This window comes from Streptomyces sp. NBC_00878 (genome assembly GCF_026341515.1).
GTDB lineage: Bacteria > Actinomycetota > Actinomycetes > Streptomycetales > Streptomycetaceae > Streptomyces.
The window spans coordinates 464,448-487,122 of the sequence record NZ_JAPEOK010000001.1; the positions used below are offsets into that span (position 1 = coordinate 464,448).

The following is a 22,675-nucleotide window of genomic DNA, read 5'->3' on the forward strand; positions in this document are numbered from 1 at the left end:
ACTCATCAGCGGGGTCCTCGAAACGCTGTCGCGGGCACCGCATACCATCTCCGTGATGAGCAGCCGGACACCACAGCGACCGCACCGCGTCACGCGGGACACGGTGCTGTGCCCTGCTCTCGCGTCCCTCGCCGTGCTGCTCACGGTGTTGGTGATGTGTCTCGGATACATGCCGTCGCACGGCGGGGCGGCTTCGGCCGCCGATCCGGAGACGGTCACCCATCCCCTGGTCACCGTCTCCGTCGCCGAGGAGCGGCTGGGCTCCCCCGCCGAGCACGACCAGTGCTGCGGCCTGCCCACCCGGGAGTCGCGAGCCGTACTGCCCGTGGGAGCGCATCCCCTGCCCGCGGTTCTGCCGCGTATGCCGGTCGTGGCGCGACCTGTCGGGATGTCGCACGTCCCCGTCCTGCCGCCCGCGCGGGGCGCTCCCGATCTCCATGTCCTCCAGGTGCAGCGGATCTAGACCGGCGTCCGTACCCACGACGTCCGTCCGACCCCTCACCCACCGCCGCCCGAAGAAGCCGACGCGGCGGGGACAAGGAACGCGTTCCCATGAGCAAGACCAGCAAGAAGTCGGCCGCCACCGCGCGCAAGGCACGCGTCGAGGAGATGCGGCGCGCCGAGAAGGCCCGCGAGCGCAGAAACCGCATCCTCACGATCTCGATCAGTGCGGCCATCGTCGCCGGGCTGGTCGCCTTCGGCGCCTACGGCCTGAACAAGGCGAACGACAAGGACGAGCAGCAGCAGGCGGCCGCGAAGAAGCCCGTGAAGGGCGAGAAGTCCTGGAACGCGAAGAAGCTGACGCAGAACCATGTCGCGAAGGCCGTGTCGTACCCGATGAACCCGCCGGTCGGCGGCGACCACAACCAGGCGTGGATGACCTGTGACGGCTCGGTCTACACGAAGGCGATAGCGAACGAGAACGCGGTGCACTCGCTGGAGCACGGCGCGGTCTGGGTGACGTACAACGACAAGGCGGCGGACGCCGACGTGAAGGCTCTCGCCGACAAGGTCACCAAGACTCCGTACACGCTGATGAGCCCGGTGAAGGACCAGGCCGGGGCCATCATGCTGTCGGCCTGGGGCAAGCAGCTGACCGTGGACAAGGCGTCCGATCCGCGGGTCCAGCAGTTCCTCACGAAGTACGTGCAGGGCGCGCAGACCCCGGAGCCGGGGGCCGCGTGCACGAACGGGATCGACGCGTCCTGACCGTGTGGCGCCGGGCTCATTCGTGAGCCCGGCGCCACACCGCGCCCCATCGCGCCCCATCGCACCGCCCATCTCTGGCAGGCTCACCTCACGCGCATGGTTCCGACCCCTAGCGGGACGCCCCCGACAGGACGTCCCGAGCAGGAGGCGTGAGATGGAGACGCTCGACTCGCAGGATCCCCTCGCCGTCGCGGTGACCGAGGCGATCCGCGGCGGTGACCTGCCGGGGCTCCTGCAGTGCCTCGCCGAACATCCCGGCCTGGCCGACACGCGGATCGTGCGGCGCGGCGCGGGAGCGGGGACGCGCGGCCTGCTGCACATCGTCGCGGACTGGCCCGGCCACTTCCCCAACGGTCCCGCGGTCGTCGCCACCCTCGTGGCGGCGGGCGCCGACCCCAACGCCCGCTTCGAGGGCGCCCATTCCGAGACCCCGCTGCACTGGGCGGCCAGCAGCAACGACGTGCCCGTGCTCGACGCCCTCGTCGAGGCGGGCGCCGACATCGAGGCCATGGGTGCGGTGATCGGCGGCGGCACCCCGCTCGCCGACGCGCGCGGCTTCGGCCAGTGGCGGGCGGCGTACCGGCTGGTCGAACTGGGCGCTCGTACGACGCTTCAGGACGCCGCGACACTCGGTCTGCTGGACCGGGTGAAGGAGGTCGTCGAGGGCCCCGAACCGCCGGACCGCGACGCCGTCACCCGTGCCTTCTGGGGCGCCTGCCACGGCGGCCAACTGGCCGCCGCTGACTACCTGTTGGCGCGGGGCGCCGATCTCGACTGGATCGGCTACGACAAGAAGACCCCCCTCGACATCGCACGGTCGGCCGACGCGGACGGGGTGGTCCAGTGGCTGCGGGAGCGGGGCGCGAAGGGCCGCGCCGAACTGCCCTGACCGTTCGGGACACCGGAAGGACGACCGGCCGCTCGCCGAACGGACGGCGGCGGTACGGGACCCTCGCGTCGCTCGGTGCCCAGGCCCGCGCCTGCGCTTACGCCGCCCCCATCCCCCTACGCCTGCTTCGGCCTGCTCGGCGTGTGCGCGCCAGGCGTGTGCGCGCCAGGTCCGCCACTCGCCTCGATCGCCCTGGCCCGCCATCTGACCGCGCCGTCGTCCCCGGTGCCGGGGGACAGCAGCCGGGTCAGTACGAGCATGGTCTCCAGGTGGCGTTCGGGGTTCGGGCAGGTGCCGTCGGTGAGCTGGGTGATCTGGCGGAGGCGGTAGCGGACCGTCTGTTCGTGGACGTGCAGGCGGTCCGCCGTGAGGACGGCGTTGTCGCCGCAGCGGAGATACACCAGCAGGGTTTCGAGGAGCGGTTCGCGGCGGCGGGACGGGAGTTCGAGGAGCGGCCCGAGGAGTTCGGCCGCGGCGGCTTCGAGGAGGTCGCCCGACCGGAAGGCGGTGAGGACGGCCACGTGGTCGACGCAGCGCAGCGGTGTGCCGGCGGGCAGCGCCCCGCGCTCGACGAGGTCCAGGCCGCGCCGCGCCCATCGCAGCGACACCGTGCCCCGGTCGGCGGGCACCACAGGACCGAGGACCGCACCCTTGGTCTTCGGCAGCCAACGCGGGCCGGGGGTCCGGGGGTTGGGCAGGATGAGGTAGGGCCCGGCGGGGCTGCGGTCGGCGAGTACCTCGGGCGGCAGGACGTGTGTCTGCGGGTGGTCGCCCGGTGGCAGGGCGAGGACGGCGAGCTTGCCGGGCAGCCGCCAGTCGGCCGCCGCCGCCAGCTCGGCGAGCGGCCGGGCCCGCTCGTCGGGCTCGGCGACCAGGGCGTCCCGCAGCCGGTCGCGCTGTACGTCGAGCGGGGCACGGTGGCTCTCCTCGGCGTAGCCGCGTGTCGCGGCCGCGATGGCCGTCCCGATCAGGGTGAACGTGTCCTCGGTGAGCGTCGCGAGCAGGGGCGCGGGCCAGTGGAGGCGGTACGCGTCCTTGATGAGCCGGCGGCACGCCACCCGCCCCGCCAGGTCGAGGGCGTCCCGCAGCGCGTCGAGGGGGCAGCCCAGGCGGCCGTGCCGCGCGCCGATGCGTTCGTACAGGGCGATGATCTCGGCGGTGGCGGCCGGGCCGGGCCGGCCGGTGTCGTGGAGCGAGACGAAGCAGTTGACCGTGCGGTCGATGATCTGGCGCACCGAGTAGCCGTACGTGCCGTCGACGATGTGCGTGTAGTGCGGCAGGCCGGTGCGGACGGCTTCCTCCATCTCGTCGATGGCGGCAGGCATGTGCCGCAGCAGCATCCGGCACAACTCGCCCGGGAGCGGCGCGGCGTCCTGTGGGTACGGGGCCTTCGAGCGCGCGGCCCGTTCGTGCGTGTGCGTGCGCGCGGCCCGTTCATGCGTGGGGGTCAAGGTGCCTCCCGTGGATTCCCGTGGGGCTGGGCAAGTTTCCGGGACGCCTGTGACGTACGTCAGATTCCGCGCGGGGACCGGCGGCGAAAGTGTCACCCGGCTTACACTCCCGTCCACGACGACTCACTGTTCCGTGCTAGTGTCCTGCGCCAGAGATCCGTCGGCAGAAGCGGGCGAGGGAGTCGAGGATCTCTTCGGCGGTCTTGGTCCAGATGAACGGCTTGGGGTCTTGGTTCCAGTCTTTGACCCAGGCGCGGATGTCGGCTTCGAGGGCCTGGACGTTCTTGTGTGCGCCGCGGCGGATCATTTGGTGGGCGAGGTAGCCGAACCACCGCTCGACCTGGTTGATCCAGGAAGAGCCGGTAGGGGTGAAGTGCAGCTCGAACCGCGGGTGCTTGGCCAGCCATGTCTTGATCGCCGGGGTCTTGTGGGTGCCGTAGTTGTCCACGATCAAGTGGATCTGCAGGTGAGCGGGCACCTCCTTGTCGATCCGGATGAGGAACTTCTTGAACTCCACGGCCCGGTGCCGGCGGTGCAGGGCCGTGATGACCTCGCCGGTGGCGACATCGAAGGCGGCGAACAGAGTGGTCAGGCCGTTGCGGACGTAGTCGTGGGTGCGCCGCTCGGGCATGCCCGGCATTATCGGCAGCACCGGCTGGGACCGGTCCAGGGCCTGGATCTGCGACTTCTCGTCCACCGAGAGCACCACCGCACCCTCGGGCGGGTTGAAGTACAGGCCCACGACGTCGTAGACCTTCTCCACGAACAGCGGGTCTGTCGACAGCTTGAAGGTGTCCGCGAGATGCGGCTTGAGCTGGAACTGGCGCCAGATCCGGCCCACGGTCGACTTCGACAGGCCGCTGTGCTGGGCCATCGATTTCCTGGACCAGTGGGTGGCGTTCTTCGGCAGCTGTTCCAGCGTGGTGACCACTACCGCTTCCACCTGGTCGACGCCGATGGTGGGCGGCCGGCCCGGCCTGGGCTCGTCGACCAGACCGTCCAGCCGCTCGGCGAGAAACCGGCGCCGCCACTTGCGGACCGTGTCCGCGGCCACCCGCAACTCCCGGGCGACCGCGACAATCGGCGGTACTTCCGGCCCCGCACACGCCAGGACAATCCGAGCCCGCAGCGCCAGGGCCTGGGCCGATGTCGCCCGACGTGTCCACCGCTCCAACTCCGCCCGCTCCTCCCCGGACAGCAGCAACGGCTCCAATTTGGGACCCCGACGAGGAACTGACGCACCAGCAGTAGTAGTCACACAACTACTAACGATCAACTACTGGCGCAGGACACTAGGTCCTGTCGTCAAATTCCCGTCGTCGCCCGAAGGGCGGCCTCGCGGCGTCAGGTGCGTGCTCTCGGTGCGCCGGGCGTAGACCCTCGTACTGGACGTACTTGGGGCTACGCCCGGTGCGGCGAGTGGGGGCACCTCCCACGCCCTTAAGGCAGTGGGGGAGCGTGCATGGCGTCGCGAGGCAGACGGGAGTTGGCGACAGGACCTAGGCCCTGTCGCCAACTCCCGTCGTCCGCCCGGAGGGCGGGCCCTTCGGCGTCATGGGGGTCCCCCTGGTCGAGCGAGGCGGAGAGTTCGCAGCAGCGTGCTCTCGGCGTGCCGGGCGCGAGCGTGCGCCTGGCCTCGCAGAGCTGGGGGCACCTCCCGGCCGAAGGCTGGGGGAGGGAGTTCGACTACTGGGCCTATCAAGGGAGTTGGACGTGTCAGCTGTCGATCCGCTCTTATCCAGGCGCCCGTGGCACGATCTGCCTCCGGCGCTCGCCCCGCTGCTCCGGGCCCGGATTCCGGAGCTCACCACGGAGATGGTGCAGGCCATACGCAGAGAGGTGCGCGGCTACCGGCAGCCGATCGGCTCCGCCGTCGCCCACGACCTCGCCGAGGCGGTCCGGCTGGCCGCGACGCAGTTCACCGAGCTGGTGGAGGAGCCGGACGCGCCGCAGCAGCACTATGTGCCGCGTTTCAAGCGGCTGGGCAGACTGGAGTATCTGAACGGGCGCGGTATGGACGGTCTGCAGGCCGCGTACCGGATCGGCGCCCGGGTGGCGTGCCGCCGCTACATGGACGTCGCCCGGGAGGCGGCGTTCTCCGGTGAGATCGCCGTCCCGCTGAGCGAGGCCGTGCTCACGCACATCCACGCGATGGCCGAGGAGTCGGTGGCGGGCTTCGAGGAGGCGCGGGCCGGGGCGGCCGACGAGGTGCTGCGTACCCGGCGGCTGCTCGCCGCGCGGCTGCTGGAGCGCCACCCGGATCCGCTCGCGGAACCGCTCCCCGACCTCGCCCGCAGGGCCGCCTGGCCGCTGCCGGAACGGGTGCGGTGCGCGGTGCTGCCCGCCTCCGCCGACCTGACCGCGGTCGACGAGGACGTACTGCGGGTGAGCCGGGGCGGTGAGCTGCATCTGGTGGCGTCCGACGACAGGCAGTTGGCCGACCTCCTGGACGGGTCCGGAGTCGCGGTGGGTCCGAGCGTGCTGCTGAACGAGGCGTGGGTCTCGCTGCACTGCGCCCGGCTGGGGCGGCGCCTCGGGCGACTCAGGGCCGAGGACCATCTCTGCGAACTGCATCTCCTGCACGGCTCGCCGATCGGAACTCTCCTGACCGACCAGGTACTTGAGCCGTTGCGCGCCCTGCCACCGGGCAAGGCCGAGCGGCTCACGGACACTCTCGACGCGCTGCTCACCTCCGGCGGACGGACGGCTCCGGAGGTCGCCGCCACGCTGGGCATCCATCCGCAGACCGCCCGCAACCGGCTGCGGCAGCTCGCCGCCCTGTACGGCGACAGGCTCGACGACCCGGCCTTCCGGTTCGACGCGCAGCTCGCACTGCGCAGCAGGTCGATGCGCCGCTCCTTGCTGCCCTGACAAACTTCCGTACGGAGTTCAGCAGTTGAGCGAGAAGCGGTACTGACTATTGTTCAGCATGCTCTGGCCGCATGAGACATGCCAGCACCCGCACAGCGAAACGCCTCGGCCTCCTCTCCGGCGCCGCCGTTCTTGCGGTGGGCGCGAGCCTCCTTCCCCAGGAGGCCCAGGCCGGGCCGGGAGACTTCCAACGGGGCCCCGACCCCACCGAACAGTCCATCACCGCCGAGCGTGGCCCGTTCGCCACGGCGCAGACCACGGTCGACGGCCCGACCTTCAAACAGGGCACCGCCTACTACCCCACCGACACCAGCCAGGGCACGTTCGGAGCCGTGGTCGTCAGCCCCGGCTTCGTGACCCCGGAGGCACTGATCAGCTGGTACGGCCCCCGCCTCGCCTCCCAGGGCTTCGTCGTCCTGACCCTGGAGACCAACTCGGGCTTCGACCAGCCCGACGACCGCGCCACCCAGATGCTCAACGCGCTCGACCACCTCGTCCAGTCCAGCTCCGTACGGACCCGTATCGACCCCAACCGCCTTGCCGTGATGGGTCATTCGATGGGCGGGGGCGGCTCGCTCAAGGCGTCCGAGTCGCGCCCCTCGCTCAAGGCGGCCGTACCGCTGATGCCGTGGAGCAACGACAAGACCTGGCAGACCGACCGGGTTCCCACGATGATCATCGGTGCCGAGAACGACGTCATCGCCTCACCGGCCTCGCACGCGGAGGTGTTCTACAACAGCCTCACCGCCGCGCCGGAGAAGGCGTACGTGGAGCTCCGGGGCGCCGACCACAACGTGGCGCTCAGCTCCAACGCGACGATCGCGAAGTACAGCATCGCCTGGCTGAAGCGGTTCGTCGACGAGGACGTGCGGTACGAGCAGTTCCTCTGCCCGGCGCCCGTGCCCAACACGCAGATCAGCGAGTACCGGAACACCTGCCCCACGGGATAGGCCCCGAGGGGAGATGGCCGCGCGGTCCGTACACGGACCGCGCGGCTTGCCATGCCCGGGACCGAGGACGCGCGGCCCACCCGCCCCCCGAAGTTATGTTGCGCAGATTATTGACCACCGATGCAATCATGCCTAGCTTCACAGTGCCCGCCCCGTCACAGGGAGCCCGTTGTGCTCATGCCGCGCCAACTGCCGCAGGAATACCCCCAGTTACGCCGCCCCGCCCTCCACCACTGAAGGGATCCCCTCGTGAATCGCCGACTCCTCCTCTCGGTCGCCGTCCTGCTGACGGTGACCGCGGCCCCGGCTCATGCCGCCACCGCAGAGGACGTCCACGTCGAGGGCACACTCGCCTCCGGCGCGACGTACGTCATGGACGTCCCCGCCGACTGGAACGGCACCGTGCTCCTGTTCAGCCACGGCTTCCGGCCGAACGGCGCGCCCAACCCGGCCCAGAACGTCACCGACCCCGCCACCCGTGAGCTCCTCCTCAAGGACGGCTACGCGCTGGCCGGTTCCTCGTACGCCACCACGGGCTGGGCGGTGGAGCACGCGGTGCCGGACCAGTTGGCGACGCTCGACGCGTTCACCGAGCGGTTCGGAGCGGCCCGGCGGACCCTCGCCTGGGGGCAGTCGTACGGCGGGTTCGTCACCACGAGGATCGCCGAGCACCACGGCGACCGGATCGACGGATCGCTGTCCGTCTGCGGGCTGGTCCACGGCGGGGTCGCCAACTGGAACAACACGCTCGATCCGGTCTTCGCCCTCAAGACCCTCCTGGCGCCCGACGCCTCGATCCCCCTGGCCGGCTTCCGGGACCAGGCCGCCGCCACGACCGCCGCCGCCACGCTGTCCGGTGTCGTCACCGCGGCCCAGAACACCGCGGACGGCCGTGCGCGTATCGCCCTCGCGGCGGCCCTGCACAACATCCCCGGCTGGAACGACCCCGCCCAGCCCCGCCCGGCGCCCGACGACTGGAACGCCCAGCAGGCCAACCAGTACACGGCCGTCCGGGGCCTCCTCGCGACCGCGGCGTTCAGCTGGCGCCAGGACACGGAGGCACTGGCGGGCGGCAACTCGTCCTGGAACACGGGGGTCGACTACACGAAACTGCTGCGCAAGTCCTCGGCCTACAGGGAGGTCAAGGGTCTCTACAAGGCCGCCGGGCGCTCGCTGAAGACCGATCTCAGGGCGCTCAACACCGCCCCGCGCGTCAAGGCCGACAAGAACGCGGTCGACTGGATGAGCCGGACCAGTGCCTTCACCGGACGGCTGACGAAGCCTCAGCTCACCCTCCACACCACCGGCGACGCCCTCGTCCCCGTACAGACCGAGAGCGCCTACCTGCGCGCCGCCACAGCCGCCGGTTCGCGCCCGCTGCTGCGCCAGGCATACGTCGACAACGCGGGCCACTGCGCGTTCAGTCCCGCCGAACAAGTCGCCGCCCTGGACACGCTGGACCACCGGGTCGACACGGGCCGCTGGGGCGACACGGGGGCCGACGCCCTCAACTCACGGGCGGCGCAGGCCGATCCGACGACACCGGCCCGCTACACCGCGTACCGCCCCACCCAGTACCTGCGCCCCTACGACCTGGCCCACCCGGGCGACGCGTACCGGCCCTGACGCGTCCCGCCCGGCGGGGCACCGACCACTTGGGGCCATGAACACCACGGGGCCGGTCCCCTCAGGGGACCGGCCCGTAGCGGCGGCGAGGCAGGCCCTTCGCCGCCGGTATGCGAGCGCCGTGTCCAGTCAGGACTGCGGCGGCCGGTCCTGGTCCGGGTTCGAACCGAACTGGTCCTTGAGCTTGTCCTGGCCGCTGTCGACCTGACCGCTGTACTTGCCCTCGGTCTTCTCGTCGACGAAGTCTCCGGTCTTGTCGACACCCTTGTTGGCCTGGTCCGGGTGGCCCTTCAGCATGCCCTTGATCTTGTCCATAACGGACATGAGACATCCTCCTGATCAGATCACCCCCACGCATCCAGGGTCACCGCAGGTGGCGGATTCCGCATCCGGACGGGAAACCCACCGGTCAAGGGCCGGGAACCAGCGCTTTCCTAAGCCTCGGTGCGGCACTCCGGGTGGCCCCAGCCGTCGGCGTTCTTCGCGATGGTCTCGCCCGCGGCGTACGCCCGGCCGCAGCGGCAGCGGCCGGGGAACTTCGCCTTGAGCGTGCGCGAGGACGCGGACGATGACGAGGACGACGACCCGGCGGACGAGGACGAGGCGCGCTTGCGTGGCGCCGCCGCACTCTTGGCCGTCTTCTTGGCCGTCTTCTTGGCCGCGGGCGACTTCGGCGGCTCCGGAGAGCCCTGGTCGCTCCCCGCCGGTTCCTGGACGAAGGCCGCCTGGCTGGCGGCCCGGTCCGCGAAGTCGTTGAGCGGATCGCCGTCCACCTGGTGCGCGGGCACGTACCGGAACTCGACCGAGCGGCCGCCGAGCAGTTCGTCGATCCGTACGACGAGTTCCTGGTTGGCCACCGGCTTGCCCGCCGCCGTCTTCCAGCCCTTGCGCTTCCAGCCCGGAAGCCAGGTCGTGACGGCCTTCATGGCGTACTGGGAGTCCATCCGGATCTCCAGCGGCACATCCGGGTCCACGGCCGTCAACAGCCGCTCCAGCGCGGTCAGTTCGGCGACGTTGTTGGTCGCCGTGCCCAGCGGGCCTGCCTCCCACTCGGTGGGAGTGCCCGTTCCGTCGGCGATGACCCAGGCCCAGCCGGCGGGACCCGGGTTTCCCTTCGATGCCCCGTCGCATGCGGCGATTACGCGTTCACCCATGGGTCGATCATGCCAGGCTGCGGGATCCCTCCGGGACGGCGGGTACTGACCGCCGAGCCCTCCTTTCTGTGAGCGCCGAGCCCTCCTATGTGTGAGCTATGTTGAACCCGAGTGGGACACGAAGGAGGCGCACCGGTGCCATCGCCGCAGCAGGCCCGCGCGCAGGCGTCTGCGATCAGTTCGGGGAAACCGGTCCCGGAGGAGGAGGCCGCTCCCACCACACGGCTGCGGGCCCTGTTCGACGGCCCCCGGCTCTCTCCCGGGCAGCGCCGCATCGCCCAGTACCTGATCGAGCACATCACCGAGGCCGCGTTCCTGTCGATCACGGATCTCGCGGAGCGGGTGGGGGTGAGCCAGCCGTCGGTGACCCGCTTCGCCACGGCCGTGGGCTTCAGCGGCTATCCCGCGCTGCGCGAGCGCCTGCAGTCGATCGCGCTCAGCAAGCTCGCCAGCACGCCCGACGCGGCCGAAGAGGCCCGGCCGAACGAACTGCAGGCCGCCGTCGACGCCGAGATCGACAACCTGGAGAACCTGCGCCGCGACTTCGCGGACCCGGAGCAGGTCATCGAGACCGGCCGCGCGCTGTCACGTTCGACCCCGCTCACCATCCTCGGGCTGCGGATCTCCGGCTCGCTGGCCGAATACTTCGCGTACGCCGCCCGCCGTGTCCACCCCGATGTCCGGCTGGTCACGCGGGGCGGCAGCGTCGCGTACGACGCCCTGCTCCAGTCGCGCGAGGCGGGCGGCACGTGGGTGCTGGCCTTCACCATGCCCCGGCACGCGCACGAGACGCTGACGGCCATGCGGGTCGCCCGGCGGGCCGGGCTGAGCGTCGCACTTGTCACCGATCTGGGGCTCGGGCCGCTGGCCGACGAGGCCGACGTCGTCTTCGCCACCGGCACCGGTTCGCGCCTCGTCTTCGACTCCTACGCGGCGCCCGTCGTACTGTCCGCCGCCCTGCTCCAGGCCATGACCGACGCCGATCCCGAACGTACGCAGGCCCGCCTGGAGGACTACGAACAGGTCGCGGACGAGCACGCCTTCTTCCTCAAGGACTGACCTCGGAGTCCGGCCTCAGGGACGGGCCTATCCGGCATGCGGTGACCCGTGTCCGCATACCGTGATTCAGGCTACCCTCACATGAATTTTTACATACCCTTGCGTACCAGACGGTATATATGAATACTTCTCGCTGATCGGGATCCGGTGGGGTTCCGGTCGGCCCGGGAACGGCGCTCCCTTCTCGCATCGGCCCCGGGCGCATGGAACGGGCACCGCTCGAGCACGCCCGTGGCGGCCCCGGTCAATCCCCTGGGCCGGGGCCGCCAAGAAGGACCCGAATCACCCGCAGGCCACCCTCGGAAGCGATGTCCATGTCCCTGACGTACTCCCCCATCAGCACGGATTGGCCCTGCCAGGTCAAGACGCCCGGCAACCGGGACTGGGAACGCTCGGCGGCCAAGTGGCTGCGAGAGCTGGTGCCCGCCCGCTACGCCAGCTATCCGCTGCTGATCCGTCAGCCGGTGCTGCTCGCCCGTCACGCGCAGATCCAGCTCCAGCACGAGATCCGGGTGGTGCGCACCGCGCTGCACAGCGCCCGGGCCGAACTGCCCGCCCTGGGGATGCCGGAGACCGTCATCGAGAACGCGATCAAGCTGTACGCGGCCGAGCTCACACAGTTGAACCACATCGCCCGAGGCGTACGCGTCGTCTCCCAGGCCCTGGTGGAGAGCCACAACGCGCGGCACGGCCACTGACAGGAGACCCGGTCCCTACTCGTCGGCGCCTCGAACCGGCTCGTACCCGGCCCCGCCAGGGATGGCACTCAGTTCCCCGGCCGGAGCACACCGAGTGCCATTTCCGCCTCCTCCGGTGCTAGGTTCCCCACCATGAGCGAGGCACTCCGCCCTGACCAGGCGGCCGACGCGACGCCCCCGAAACCGCCGATGCGGGACTCGCTCGTCGCGGCCGCGTTCCAGTTGTTCCTGGAGCGCGGGTACGAGCAGACCACCGTGGACGACGTCGTGGCCCTCGCGGGGGTCGGACGGCGGTCCTTCTTCCGCTACTTCCCGTCCAAGGAGGACGTGGTCTTCCCGGACCACGAGCGCTGCCTGGCGGAGATGAACGACTTCCTCGCCAGCGGCGACGGCAACGGCGACGGCAACGGCGAGGACGGGGACGCGGACGACCCGGTGGCCCGGGTCTGCGACGCCGCGCGCGTCGTACTGCGCATGTACGCCGAGAACCCGACGTTCTCCGTCCAGCGCTACCGCCTCACCAAGAAGGTCCCAGGACTGCGGACGTACGAACTCTCGGTGGTCTGGCAGTACGAGCAGGCGCTCGCCGCGTATCTGCGCGGGCGCTTCACGGGGCGTGACGGGACGCTGCGGGCCGACGTGATCGCCGCGGCCGTGGTCGCCGCCCACAACAACGGGCTGCGGTCCTGGCTGCGCTCGGGCGGCCGGAGCGACGCGACCGCGGAGGTGGACCACGCGCTCGCCCTCGTCCAGCGGGCCTTCGGCCCGGACTCGGACCCGGGCGCCGAACCGGCGCGAGAGCCGACCGACGAGTCGGCGAAGGAGTCGGCGGCGGACGACGTGGTCGTCGTCATCTCCAGGCGCGGTGTACCGATGTGGCGGGTCGTCCAGCAGGTCGAGACGGCCCTCGGTCGAGATCTCGACTAGTTGAGGGTACTGAGTGCCTTTACGCGTGACACTGCGTGCCATATTCTGGGGTCGTGCGCGGTGCTCCGCGCACTTCTTCAGATTCCGGCCCAGCGCAGGGAGATGGCATCGTGTTCCACCGAGGAAGCGGGATCACGGCGGGCGTACTCGACCCGGAGACGACGACCACCGGCTCGGCCGAGGAAGGGCTGCTCTACCAGCGCTGCCGCTGGTGCGGGACCGCCATGTTCCACCGGCTGCTCTGCCCGGTCTGCGCGGGCAGCGACCTGCGGACGCAACGCAGCGCGGGCCTGGGCGTCATCCGCCACGCGACCGTCGTCCAGCGCAACACTCCGGGCGCGCGCAATGTGTCGCTCGTCGAGATGGCAGAGGGTTTCACCGTCCGGGGCCGGGTCTCGGGACCGCTCATAGCGATCCGTACCGGCGACCGCGTCCAGCTCACCACGGCGTCGGACCCGGTCCGCCGCGAACCGGTGTTCAAGCTCTGCGAGGAGCCCTACTCCGGCTGGCACTGACCGGCTCGCTCACTGGCGCGACGCGCGCGGCGGGTCCGCGGGGGACACTGGGCAGGGACAGGAACCCGCGGAGAGCGTGGAGGAGCCCATGCACGCCAAGGACGTTCTGGTCGACGCGTTCGGTCGCATCCGGGAAGAGGTGCACGCCGTCGTCGACGACCTCTCCCCCGACGAGCTCAACGCCCGCGTCGACGACCGGACCAACTCGATCACCTGGCTGGTCTGGCATCTCACCCGCGTCCAGGACGACCACATCGCCGACGCTTTCGGCCTGAAACAGATCTGGCTGTCACAGGACTGGCCGGACCGCTTCGCCCTGGGCCTGCCCGACCGGGACACGGGCTACGGACACACACCGCAAAAGGTCGCCAAGGTCCACGTGGACTCGGGTGACCTGCTGCTCGGCTACCACGACGCCGTCCACGAGCAGACGCTGGCCGCCCTGCGCGACCTGCGCGCCGACGACCTGGACCGGGTCGTCGACGCGAACTGGTCCCCGCCCGTCACCCTGGGCGTCCGCCTGATCAGCGTCCTCTCCGACGACCTGCAGCACGTGGGCCAAGCCGCGTTCGTACGGGGAATGCTGGAGAACCGTTGAGGACGGCCGTTCCGTAGGCACGCCGACACCACCCGCTCGGTCGTCGCGTCAGCCGCGTCGGCTGCCTCAGTCGCGTCGGCTGCGTCAGTCGCGTCGGCTGCGTCAGTCGCGGCGCGCCAGGAGCCGGTAGGCGTTCGACAGACCCAGCCGGTGCGACAGAGGTTTGATCACGAACCGGTCCAGCAGGGTGCTCAGGATCAGGACGGGCACACCGGCGATGAGCAGCGCCGTGCGCAGCGTCCGCTGCCAACGGTTCGGCGGGTGCGGCAGCCACGGCAGGTCCTCGCGTGGAGTGGCCGTGTCGAGGGCCAGCCAGACGCCGGCGAGGAGGTCGACCGGGTCGTGCGGCTCGGCATGCTGTTCCGCCACCACTGTGAAGCCGAGCTCGGTCAGTCTGCTCCGCATGTTCTCGACCGGAACGAGGTGCAGGTGCTGCGGCTGGAGCCAGGGCAGCCACCAGCGGCCGAGGAGGCGGGCGAATCGGCTGTCGGGGTCGGGGACCTCGATGAGCAGATGGCCGCCGGGACGTATCACCTGGTGCGCGGCCTCCAGTTCGCGACTGGGCTCCGTGCTGTGCTCCAGGTAGTGGAACATGCTCACCACGTCGTACGCGCCGGTGAGTTCCCCGGCCAGGTCGGGAAAGCTGCCGCGGTAGCCCCGCTCCACCCGTCCGGCACGCTCGGCGAGTTCGGCGCCGTCGGTGAAGTCGAGCCCGTCGAAGGTCGTGGCGGGGTAAACAGTCCGTGCCGACTCGCAGAAGTGGCCATGGCCGGTGCCGACGTCCAGCCAGTTCTTGGGGGTCGCGGCGAACGGCAGCAGGGATTCCGCGCGCTGCCGGTACATCGCGGTCCGGCCCCCGAAGGTGTTGCCGAGCTGCTTCTCCCCCAGGCCGTCGTAGAAGTCGCGGTAGTAGAACTCCAGCCCCTCGGCGCTCAGTCGAGGGTTTTGGAAGGTGTGCCGGCAGTCCTGGCAGCGGTCGAGGACGAAGTGGCCCGGCTTGTGCTGAATCACGTCGGTGGTGCGCAGACGCGTCTTCAGCCGTGCCGAGCCGCACCAGGGGCAGTCGGCGCGCGGGGGTTCGAAGAACCGGTCCAGGCCACGCGCCAGGTCGGCCTGGTAGCCGGGGCGCAGCGCGGCGACCTGCTCGGTGCGACTACTGGGCGTCGGCTCGCCGTCGGTCTGTTGTGGTGCGTGCTCTTCGTCGCTCATGGGGCCTCCTTGGAGGGTGCGCCGGCGGCCAGTTCTTCGAGGTGAGTGGCTGCCGCGGGGGCACCACCCGCGCTGCGGAACGCGGTACGGATCCGCTCGGCGGCGGCGCGGTAGCCGGGTTCGTGGAGTACGGCGTCGATCGCCGCGCCCAGCTTGGGCGCGGTGACCCGCCCGAACCTGACACGGATGCCCGCTCCCGCGTCGGTGACCTGCCCGGCCACGACGGGCTGGTCGTCGCGGATGGGGGCCACCACGAGGGGGACGCCGTGCCACAGCGCCTCGCACACGGTGTTGTGCCCGGCGTGGCAGACGACCGCGTCGACCCGTTCGAGGAGCGGGAGTTGGGGGACGGAGGAACGGATCAGTACGTCCTTGTCGTCCCTGTCGCCCTCGTCGCCCTTGTCGTCCAGGTCCGCATGCGCGCCGAGCACGTTCGCGGGGTCGACGATCACCGCCTGCACCCGGTCCGCACGGCCGCGGAGGGCATCGCGGCACTCGGCGAGGAAGCGGGCCCCGACATCGGTGTTGGCGGTGCCGAGGGTCACGAGCACCGTGGCACGGGCGGGGTCGAGCCAGCTCCAGGGGAAGTCGGCCGCGGCCGGCCGAGGCGCCATCGAGGGCCCGACCCAGCGGATCCGGTCACCCGCCCCGGCCCCCGACCCTGCCTCCGCGCCTGCACCTGCACCTGCACCTGCGCCTGCACCTGCGCCGACCAACTCCGGTGTGCTGAACGCGAGTACCAGGTGCGGGGAGAACCGCGGATCGGCCGTGCCCGACGGGTCACCGATACGGCCACGCAGTCCATGGAGCAGCGCGTCGAGCCAGTCCGCGACCTTGGGCATACCCGCCAGCGCGTCGGCGAAGGTGAATTCGGCCGAGGTGGTGGACGAGGTGGCCCACGGCACGCGCAGCCGCTCGGCGATCAGCCCTCCGGCGAAGGCCTGCTGATCGGCGACGACGGCATCGGGGCCGAACTCCTGGACGGCCACCCGTACTCCGGGGGCCATCGCCTCGGCCAGTGGCACCAGGAACCATTCCCACAGGAACTTCAGCGCCTCCGGCCCCCGGAGCTCCGGGGGCCGCACTCCGTCCTCCCCTGTCAGGGCCGGTCCCGCGCACGGGAACACCACCGCATCCTCCCCCGCGAGCCGCCGGACGAGTCCGGGATCGGCACACGCCCAGGCCACTTGGTGTCCCCGCGCGGTGAGTTCCGCCGCCACGCCCACCGTCGGGTTGATGTGGCCGACCAGCGGCGGAACGACGAACAGGAAGCGGCTCACGGGGCCTCAGCCCTCACGAGCGAGGCCACGCCCCGCTCGGCCGCGCCCTGTTCGACCACGCCCCGCTCGACCACGCCCTGCTCGCCCACGCCCTGCTCAGCCGCGCCCCGCTCGTCCGTCTCCCCCTGGATCATGGAGAGGATGTGGCCGCCGACCGTTCCCGGCGCCTCGACGAGCACGGAGTGCTCGTGCCCCGGCACCACGACGGTCCGGCAGTCGGGCAACAGCGACTCCAGCCACGGTGCCCGCTCGACGAGCGCCGACTCGGCACCGTAGACGGCGAGCACCGGACAGCGTACGGACCGGATCTGGTCCTCGGTCAGCACCTGGCTGACCGGAATGTCCCGAGCGAGGGTGGTCTCGCGGGCCAGGCGGGCCGCGCCCTTCGCCAGGCGGGCGGTGTTCTGGCTGCGGTTGGCGGTGATCCAGGCCAGCGCGGCGGCCTCGTTGTGCGCCAGCTCGGTCAGCACCTGCCGCAGCACCCCGTCCATGGTCGCCGCCCATCCCGCGGTCGCCGGCTCCGATTCGATCAAGGAGACGCCTGCCGCCCGCTCCGGGTGGCGGGCGGCGTAGCCGAAGGCGACGGACCCGCCGAAGGAGTTGCCGACCAGATGGACCGGTCCTGTCACCTCCAGTCGGTCGAGCAGCGCCGCCAGGTCGTCGAGGTGGTCGTCGAGGCGGTAGCCGCTCTCCGGGCGCTCGCTGCGGCCGTGGCCGCGCAGGTCGTACATGATCACGTCGATGCCGGACACCGCGAACACGGGTGCCAGGGTGAAGTAGTAGCTGGCCAGGCTGTCGGTGAGCAGACCGTGGACGAGAACCGCGGTCGCGGTGACGGGACGCCCTACCTTGGGGGTCATCCGCTGGACGTGCAGCCGGACGTCGCCGGTGTCGACTATTGCCATGACTCAGACCGCCTCCGCCGCTTCGAGGCTCCGCACGACGTACTCGACGAGCCGGCCGACGGTGAGTTCGATGATCTCGTCGAACTCCATGCCGGCCAGGAACTCTGCGAAGTTGACCTGATCCCCGTACCGCTCCCCCAGGAGACCCGCCAGGGTCACGAGGTCGATGCTCTCCAGTTCCAGATCGCGGTTGAACGTGGTCTCCATGCGGACCTCGACGTCGTCGAGGCCGTACTCGTCGAGGAGGTTCGCGAGCATGCCGGTGAGGTCGGCGAGGACCGACTCCTCGTCCGCGCGCACGGGGTCGGCCTCGGTCGCACCGGTCGGCTGACTCGGGTTCATCGATCGCTCTCCTCTTGGTCCCTCGGGCCGGTCGTCCAGGCCACGACGTAGTCCCTGTCCGGCAGTCCCGGCGGGTTGCCGGTCCGCTCGCAGTGCACGATGTACGCGCGTTCGAGGCGCCCCGAGACCACCAGTCTGTCCCCGGCGTTTCCGGTGTCTGCAGCATCCCCGGCATCCCCGGCATCCCCGGCATCCCCGGTATCTCCGGCATCTCCGGCATCCCCGGCCGTCGCTTCGCGCACGGTGAAGTCCCGTGGCCGTCCGTCGAAGCCCGTGCCCTCCGCCTTGGCGACCGCTTCCTTGGCCGCCCAGAACCGGGTGAACCACAGCGCCTCCGATTCGCCGGTGGTGGCGCATCGGGCGCGCAGCAGCCGCAACTCGTCCTCGCCGAGGGCGACGGCGAGGGTCTGCGCGTCCCGCTCGACGACCTCTTCGATGTCGATGCCGGGCCCCGGTCCGGGCGTGTGCGGCCGTACGATCGCGACCCCGGCCTCCGCGCGGTGGGCCAGCGAGATGTCCAGCCGCGGCAGCGTCCGGCCGTGCAGCCCCGTGACGTACGGGCGGCCCGACTCGTCGTTGCGCACCCGGATCTCGGCCGGGAAGACCGGTCCTTCGCCGTGGTCCCACAGCCACTGCCGTACGGCGTCCTTGGCGGCGATCCGGCCGAGCAGCCACTGCCTGCGCCCCCGGGGAGCGTGCCGCTCGTACTCCGAACGCTCGGCGCCGCTGAGGGAGTTGCGCATGATCAGGTCACGCGAGGCGAGGTCCGGCCAGCGCTCATGGAGCAGGGACCAGCCGCCGGGCCGCGCCTGCGAGAGGGTGTTGCGCTCGGGGAACCGCTCTACGGGCTTGGTCTGCGGGTCGTTGTCGAAACGGCGGTCCTGCCAGCCAGTGAGCTCCGCCCACACCTCGCCCGCGACGACCAGTTGGACGTCGGCTTCGAGGACGGTGTCGGTGAGGGAGGTGATCCTCACCAGGCAGTCCACGTCGGTCCCGGGGCGCGGGTGCGTCCCGTAGAACCGCATGTGCCGCATCTGGACGGGGAACACGACGGTCCGTTCCGTCCCGGTCGCCATGATCCAGTAGCCGAGGAGCTGGCCCACGTTGTCGAGCAGGGCGCCGGGGGCCGACGGCGTGGTGAGCACGCCTCGTACGTGCATGTCGCCGATCGCGGTGAGTTCGGTGACCCCTTGGAAAGCGGGTCCGTGGAACATCCAGCGCTCGGCGTAGAGCTGGGCCGCGGTGTGTTCGGGGGCTCGTTCGGAGTCGGGGTCCGCTCGCCACGGGGTGGGGGGTGGCACCGGGAAGCGGGCCGCGAGCTCGACCACCGCACGTGCCCGCGGTCCGAAGCAGACCGCGAGGCGGCCGGGGCCGTCGGGGACGGCCGTGACCGGTACCTCGACGGCCGGTGTGGCGGTGAGCCACTGGTCGAACCGGGCCCCGTGCACGGCGACCGCCCGCAAGCCGGGGGCCGCGTCCTCGGCCGCCTCCATGATGTGGTGAACGATCGTGGTCGCGGGGACGACCGGCCAACGGTCGGCCACATCGGGCCAGCCGGGCCGCTGCGGGAAGAAACAGTGGTCGAGGAGGTACGGCATCGCTTCCGGGGATACGCGTACGGCGGTGCGCCATACCTGGGCGGCGGGGGTCGGCTTGGGGGCGGGGGGCAGCTTGGGGGCGAGGGGCGCGGATGTGCGGTGAGGAGCCGTCGGAACGGGGGCTTGAGCGGGAGCAGGCGCCACGGCCGGGCCGGAGTGACGGCTGCTGCCTGCCGTGATCAGTGCGGCGGCCGTGTCGGCCGTGTCCCGTAACAGCGCGCTCAGTTCGGCGGCGACCGGCATGTGCGCGGCGAGCGCGTCCAGGGGCGACGGGCCCGTGGCGACCGCCGCGGGGACGGCTTCGCTCGGGGCCGGTGTGCCGCGCAGCTCGGCGCGCAGTTGTATGAGGGCCGGGCCGTGTAGCGAGACGAGCGCTCCGCCGAGGTCGAGGCGGACGGTCGACCGGTTCACGCGTACGGGGCGCACCGAGTCGGCGGGCCCTGCGGTACGGGCGGAGGGACCGCCGGAAGGAGCAGTGGCAAGTGTGGTGGAAGGAGCAGCGGAGGGAGCGGCGGAACGGGCAGTCGGCGGCAGCGCCGGAGCGACCGCCGCGCCCACGGTCCACAGCGCCGTCGCCACCCGGCTGAGCTGGGCGAGGCCGGTGCGGTGGGGCGAGTTGGCCGCCACGACCAGGTGGTCGCGCCCGTTCAGCGTGTCGCCGATGAGTGAGCCGAGCTGCCCGGTGCCGACCTGGACGAAGGCGCGATGGCCCGCCGCGTACATGGCCTCGATCAACTGCTGGAAGCGGACCGGCTCCAGCAGATGCCTGACGAACAGCTCGCGTACGGCGGCCTCGCCGACGGGGAACGGCGCCGCGCTCGTTCCCGACCACAGGGGCACGGTCGGCGGATACAGCCGGAACTGGTTCGCCGCTTCCTCGATGGGCGCGAGGTAGGGCTTCAGCATCGGAGTGTGGAAGCCGGACCGGAAGGGCAGCACCTGGCTGAGTACGCCCCGGGCGCGGAAGGAGCGTACGAACTCCTCCACCGCGTCCCGCGGTCCGCACACCATCGACTGGTTCGGCGCGTTGTCGTGGGAGAGGACGATTCCGGCGTCCGTCCACCCGTCGTCGAGGGCCTCCAGGACGCGCCCGGCGGGGGCGCCGAGAGCGGCGAAGGACAGGCCCGGGACGGTCAGCGCGTCGGGGTCGAACGACGCCATGAAGTCGCTCACTTCGGCCCCGTCGTACATCCCGGCGGCCGCCATCGCCGTCCACTCGCCGACGCTGTGCCCGGCCACCGCGTCCGGGACGACGCCCATGCGGCGCAGCGCGCCGTCGAGCAGCCGACCGACGCCGACGACACCGAATCCGTGCCGGCCCACGTCCGAGACCCGCTCCTTCTCGGCGTTCGGGGTGGGTCCCGGGACGCGGGGAAGGCCGAAGTGGGCGGCGACGTCGTCGACATGGGGCTCGAAGTCGCCTTCGAGCCCCGGGAAGACGAAGGCCAGCTTGCCGCTCGTGTTCTCGTCCCCACCGCCGCCGCCGAGCAGCGGAGTCGGCGTGAACCAGAGGTCGCTGCGGCCGTGCCAGGCGCGTCCCTTGGCGACCGCCCGGCGGGCCAGGGCGAGCCGCTTGGCGGTCGGGGCGACGATGCCGAGCCGGGCTCGGCCCGCGTCCGGATGTGTCCGGCCGGTGTCGAGACCGGCCGCGAGGAGAGCCGAGTCGTCGGCCTCCAGCAGTGCGGCGAGGTCCTCGGGGCTGTCGGCGGCGAGCAGGAGCACCTGCTCCGACTCGACGACGGAAGCGGTCGCGGCAGTCCCGGAAAGGGCCGGGGGCGCGGGCTCGGGCACAGGCAGGGATGGGGACTCGGGCACGGGCACAGGCAGGGATGGGGACTCGGGCACAGGCAGGGGCGGGGAAGCGGTAGTCGCGTACTGGGTGGCCGGTATGCCAGGCGCCTGCTCCAGTACGACATGGGCGTTGATCCCGCCGAAGCCGAACGCGTTGACGGCTGCCCGGCGCACCGGCCGCCCGGGACCGGTCTCCCAGGGCGTCGCCGTCTCCAGCGGACGGAACCGGGTGGCCGCGAGCGCGGGGTGCGGGTCGTCGCAGTGGAGCGTCGGCAGGAGCATCCCATGGTGGACGGCGAGGGCCGCCTTCACCAGACCGGCCACTCCGGCGGCGGGCATGGTGTGGCCGATCATCGACTTCACCGAGCCGATCACCGCGGGGTCACCGTCCGTGCCGGGACCGAACACCTCGGCCAGGGTGGCCAGTTCGGCCGCGTCACCGGCCGGGGTCGCGGTGCCGTGGGCCTCCAGGAGACCGATGGATCCGGGCTGGGCGGGGTCGAGGCCCGCGGCGTGCCAGGCCTGGCGTACGGCGTGGGCCTGGCCGCCGGGGTCGGGGTTGACGAGACCGGCGGCGCGGCCGTCGCTCGCCACGCCGGTGCCCCGGATGACCGCGTAGATCCGGTCGCCGTCGCGTTCGGCGTCGGCCAGTCGCTTGAGTGCCACCACGCCGGTGCCCTCGCCGATCAGGATGCCGTCGGCGCCGCGGTGGAAGGGGCGGATCCGCTGGCTCGGGGAGAGCGCGCGGAGTTGGGAGAAGACGCTCCACAGGGTGATGTCGTGGCAGTGGTGCACTCCCCCGGCGAGCATCAAGTCGCAGCGTCCGGAGGCGAGTTCGCGCACCGCCTGGTCGACGGCGACCAGCGAGGACGCGCAGGCGGCGTCCACGGTGTAGGCGGGGCCGCGCAGGTCGAGACGGTTGGCGACGCGCGAGGCCGCGAGGTTGGGCACCAGGCCGATGGCCGACTCGGGGCTGTCGGGCCCGAGTCGCTCGGTGAACGCCGCGCGGACCCGGTCGAGTTGGCCGGCGTCCAGGTCGGGCAGCAACTCGCCGAGCGTACGGACGAGTTGACCGGCGGTGCGGACCCGCTGGTCGAGGCGGACCAGGCCGGGGGTGAGGTAGCCGCCCCGGCCGAGGACGACGCCGATGCGGTGCCGGTCGGGCAGCCGGTCCTCGCCGCCCGCGTCGGCGAGGGCGGCGGCGGCCACGTTCAGCGCGATGAGCTGGTCGGGTTCGGTGCCGGGCACCGAGTTCGGCATGATCCCGAACCGGGTGACCTCCACGTCGGCGAGTTCGTCGACGAAGCCGCCGCGCCGGCAGTACACCTGGTCGGCGACGGCCGGCCCGCTCGCGGAATCGGGGCGGTAGTAGTCGGCGTCCCACCGCCCGTCGGGTACGTCGGTGATGGCGTCCGTGCCCGCCAGCAGGTTCCGCCAGTACGCGTCGAGGTCTGCGGCACCGGGCAGCAGCACCGCCATCCCCACGATGGCGACGGGAGACGGAAGTTGACGCTCCCTCAGTTGATCCCGGCCCAGTTGATCCCGGCCCAGTTGATCCCGGCTCAGTTGGTCCCGATCGGCTTGATCCGTCAGGTCGTTCATG

20 protein-coding genes are annotated in these 22,675 nt (G+C 71.4%); 11 read left to right on the forward strand and 9 right to left on the reverse strand.

The features are described 5' to 3' along the window. The first annotated feature begins 55 nt into the window (after positions 1-55). The 3 genes from OHA11_RS01785 (at position 56) to OHA11_RS01795 (ending at position 2,098) form a co-directional block, all read left to right on the forward strand. Positions 56-463, forward strand: coding sequence for a hypothetical protein (locus tag OHA11_RS01785; protein ID WP_266491285.1), 408 nt, complete (start codon positions 56-58; stop codon positions 461-463). An 89-nt stretch (positions 464-552) separates the two neighbouring features. Next, positions 553-1,209: a DUF3105 domain-containing protein gene (locus tag OHA11_RS01790; RefSeq protein ID WP_266491286.1), complete on the forward strand. Its 657-nt coding sequence runs from the start codon at positions 553-555 to the stop codon at positions 1,207-1,209. A gap of 154 nt (positions 1,210-1,363) precedes the next feature. Further along, positions 1,364-2,098 carry an ankyrin repeat domain-containing protein gene (locus OHA11_RS01795; protein ID WP_266491287.1) on the forward strand — a complete coding sequence of 245 codons (735 nt, stop codon included), beginning with the start codon at positions 1,364-1,366 and terminating at the stop codon, positions 2,096-2,098. A 116-nt stretch (positions 2,099-2,214) separates the two neighbouring features. Here the strand turns inward: OHA11_RS01795 and OHA11_RS01800 are convergent, their stop codons facing one another. Next, positions 2,215-3,549: a helix-turn-helix domain-containing protein gene (locus tag OHA11_RS01800; protein ID WP_266491288.1), complete on the reverse strand. Its 1,335-nt coding sequence runs from the start codon at positions 3,547-3,549 to the stop codon at positions 2,215-2,217. 136 nt (positions 3,550-3,685) lie between these two features. After that, a complete protein-coding gene (locus tag OHA11_RS01805) occupies positions 3,686-4,762 on the reverse strand; it encodes an IS630 family transposase (RefSeq protein WP_266491290.1) in 1,077 nt (358 codons plus the stop codon). Between the two features lie 500 nt (positions 4,763-5,262). Between OHA11_RS01805 and OHA11_RS01810 the strand changes: the two genes are divergently transcribed. The 3 genes from OHA11_RS01810 to OHA11_RS01820 all read left to right on the forward strand — a co-directional run bounded on the left by OHA11_RS01810 (position 5,263) and on the right by OHA11_RS01820 (position 8,996). After that, entirely contained in the window at positions 5,263-6,420 is a 1,158-nt protein-coding gene (locus OHA11_RS01810; RefSeq protein WP_266491292.1) for a helix-turn-helix domain-containing protein, read from the forward strand. A 71-nt stretch (positions 6,421-6,491) separates the two neighbouring features. Continuing rightward, positions 6,492-7,370: a dienelactone hydrolase family protein gene (locus OHA11_RS01815; RefSeq protein WP_266491295.1), complete on the forward strand. Its 879-nt coding sequence runs from the start codon at positions 6,492-6,494 to the stop codon at positions 7,368-7,370. 249 nt (positions 7,371-7,619) lie between these two features. Next, positions 7,620-8,996 (forward strand): S9 family peptidase, encoded by a 1,377-nt coding sequence (locus OHA11_RS01820; protein ID WP_266491297.1) that lies wholly within the window; start codon positions 7,620-7,622, stop codon positions 8,994-8,996. A gap of 129 nt (positions 8,997-9,125) precedes the next feature. Here the strand turns inward: OHA11_RS01820 and OHA11_RS01825 are convergent, their stop codons facing one another. Both OHA11_RS01825 and OHA11_RS01830 read right to left on the reverse strand, forming a co-directional pair. Continuing rightward, a complete protein-coding gene (locus OHA11_RS01825) occupies positions 9,126-9,320 on the reverse strand; it encodes an antitoxin (RefSeq protein ID WP_266491299.1) in 195 nt (64 codons plus the stop codon). 110 nt (positions 9,321-9,430) lie between these two features. After that, positions 9,431-10,150 (reverse strand): ribonuclease H, encoded by a 720-nt coding sequence (locus OHA11_RS01830; RefSeq protein ID WP_266491301.1) that lies wholly within the window; start codon positions 10,148-10,150, stop codon positions 9,431-9,433. A gap of 135 nt (positions 10,151-10,285) precedes the next feature. Between OHA11_RS01830 and OHA11_RS01835 the strand changes: the two genes are divergently transcribed. The 5 genes from OHA11_RS01835 (at position 10,286) to OHA11_RS01855 (ending at position 13,947) form a co-directional block, all read left to right on the forward strand. After that, positions 10,286-11,209 (forward strand): MurR/RpiR family transcriptional regulator, encoded by a 924-nt coding sequence (locus tag OHA11_RS01835; RefSeq protein ID WP_266491304.1) that lies wholly within the window; start codon positions 10,286-10,288, stop codon positions 11,207-11,209. A 308-nt stretch (positions 11,210-11,517) separates the two neighbouring features. Then, positions 11,518-11,907 carry a hypothetical protein gene (locus tag OHA11_RS01840; RefSeq protein ID WP_266491305.1) on the forward strand — a complete coding sequence of 130 codons (390 nt, stop codon included), beginning with the start codon at positions 11,518-11,520 and terminating at the stop codon, positions 11,905-11,907. A 189-nt stretch (positions 11,908-12,096) separates the two neighbouring features. Then, positions 12,097-12,834: a TetR family transcriptional regulator gene (locus tag OHA11_RS01845; protein WP_266506874.1), complete on the forward strand. Its 738-nt coding sequence runs from the start codon at positions 12,097-12,099 to the stop codon at positions 12,832-12,834. Between the two features lie 131 nt (positions 12,835-12,965). Beyond that, positions 12,966-13,349 carry a Zn-ribbon domain-containing OB-fold protein gene (locus OHA11_RS01850; RefSeq protein WP_266506876.1) on the forward strand — a complete coding sequence of 128 codons (384 nt, stop codon included), beginning with the start codon at positions 12,966-12,968 and terminating at the stop codon, positions 13,347-13,349. 88 nt (positions 13,350-13,437) lie between these two features. Further along, entirely contained in the window at positions 13,438-13,947 is a 510-nt protein-coding gene (locus OHA11_RS01855) for a DinB family protein (RefSeq protein WP_266491307.1), read from the forward strand. A gap of 102 nt (positions 13,948-14,049) precedes the next feature. Here the strand turns inward: OHA11_RS01855 and OHA11_RS01860 are convergent, their stop codons facing one another. From OHA11_RS01860 to OHA11_RS01880, 5 genes are read right to left on the reverse strand one after another with little or no spacing between them, the layout of a single operon-like run. Further along, positions 14,050-15,156, reverse strand: a complete 1,107-nt coding sequence (locus OHA11_RS01860; RefSeq protein ID WP_266491309.1) for a class I SAM-dependent methyltransferase — start codon at positions 15,154-15,156, stop codon at positions 14,050-14,052. Beyond that, positions 15,153-16,436, reverse strand: a complete 1,284-nt coding sequence (locus tag OHA11_RS01865; protein ID WP_266491312.1) for a glycosyltransferase — start codon at positions 16,434-16,436, stop codon at positions 15,153-15,155. The genes OHA11_RS01860 and OHA11_RS01865 overlap by 4 nt, the downstream gene beginning before the upstream one ends. Next, positions 16,433-17,341, reverse strand: a complete 909-nt coding sequence (locus OHA11_RS01870) for an alpha/beta fold hydrolase (RefSeq protein WP_266491314.1) — start codon at positions 17,339-17,341, stop codon at positions 16,433-16,435. The genes OHA11_RS01865 and OHA11_RS01870 overlap by 4 nt, the downstream gene beginning before the upstream one ends. Before the next feature lie 3 nt (positions 17,342-17,344). Continuing rightward, the gene (locus OHA11_RS01875; RefSeq protein WP_266491316.1) at positions 17,345-17,683 is read right to left on the reverse strand and encodes an acyl carrier protein; all 339 of its coding nucleotides are present in this window, start codon (positions 17,681-17,683) and stop codon (positions 17,345-17,347) included. Continuing rightward, complete coding sequence (locus tag OHA11_RS01880; protein WP_266491318.1) at positions 17,680-22,674, reverse strand: type I polyketide synthase; 4,995 nt, start codon at positions 22,672-22,674, stop codon at positions 17,680-17,682. The genes OHA11_RS01875 and OHA11_RS01880 overlap by 4 nt, the downstream gene beginning before the upstream one ends. Between the last annotated feature and the right edge of the window lies 1 nt (position 22,675).

What these genes read in the sequence shown, in the direction of transcription:
- OHA11_RS01785 (WP_266491285.1), top strand. Translation starts at nt 56, where the DNA reads ATGAGCAGCCGGACACCACAGCGACCGCACCGCGTCACGCGGGACACG.
- OHA11_RS01790 (WP_266491286.1), top strand. Translation starts at nt 553, where the DNA reads ATGAGCAAGACCAGCAAGAAGTCGGCCGCCACCGCGCGCAAGGCACGC.
- OHA11_RS01795 (WP_266491287.1), top strand. Translation starts at nt 1,364, where the DNA reads ATGGAGACGCTCGACTCGCAGGATCCCCTCGCCGTCGCGGTGACCGAG.
- OHA11_RS01815 (WP_266491295.1), top strand. Translation starts at nt 6,492, where the DNA reads ATGAGACATGCCAGCACCCGCACAGCGAAACGCCTCGGCCTCCTCTCC.
- OHA11_RS01825 (WP_266491299.1), bottom strand. Translation starts at nt 9,320, where the DNA reads ATGTCCGTTATGGACAAGATCAAGGGCATGCTGAAGGGCCACCCGGAC.
- OHA11_RS01830 (WP_266491301.1), bottom strand. Translation starts at nt 10,150, where the DNA reads ATGGGTGAACGCGTAATCGCCGCATGCGACGGGGCATCGAAGGGAAAC.
- OHA11_RS01840 (WP_266491305.1), top strand. Translation starts at nt 11,518, where the DNA reads ATGTCCATGTCCCTGACGTACTCCCCCATCAGCACGGATTGGCCCTGC.
- OHA11_RS01845 (WP_266506874.1), top strand. Translation starts at nt 12,097, where the DNA reads ATGCGGGACTCGCTCGTCGCGGCCGCGTTCCAGTTGTTCCTGGAGCGC.
- OHA11_RS01855 (WP_266491307.1), top strand. Translation starts at nt 13,438, where the DNA reads ATGCACGCCAAGGACGTTCTGGTCGACGCGTTCGGTCGCATCCGGGAA.
- OHA11_RS01860 (WP_266491309.1), bottom strand. Translation starts at nt 15,156, where the DNA reads ATGAGCGACGAAGAGCACGCACCACAACAGACCGACGGCGAGCCGACG.
- OHA11_RS01870 (WP_266491314.1), bottom strand. Translation starts at nt 17,341, where the DNA reads ATGGCAATAGTCGACACCGGCGACGTCCGGCTGCACGTCCAGCGGATG.
- OHA11_RS01875 (WP_266491316.1), bottom strand. Translation starts at nt 17,683, where the DNA reads ATGAACCCGAGTCAGCCGACCGGTGCGACCGAGGCCGACCCCGTGCGC.
- OHA11_RS01880 (WP_266491318.1), bottom strand. Translation starts at nt 22,674, where the DNA reads ATGAACGACCTGACGGATCAAGCCGATCGGGACCAACTGAGCCGGGAT.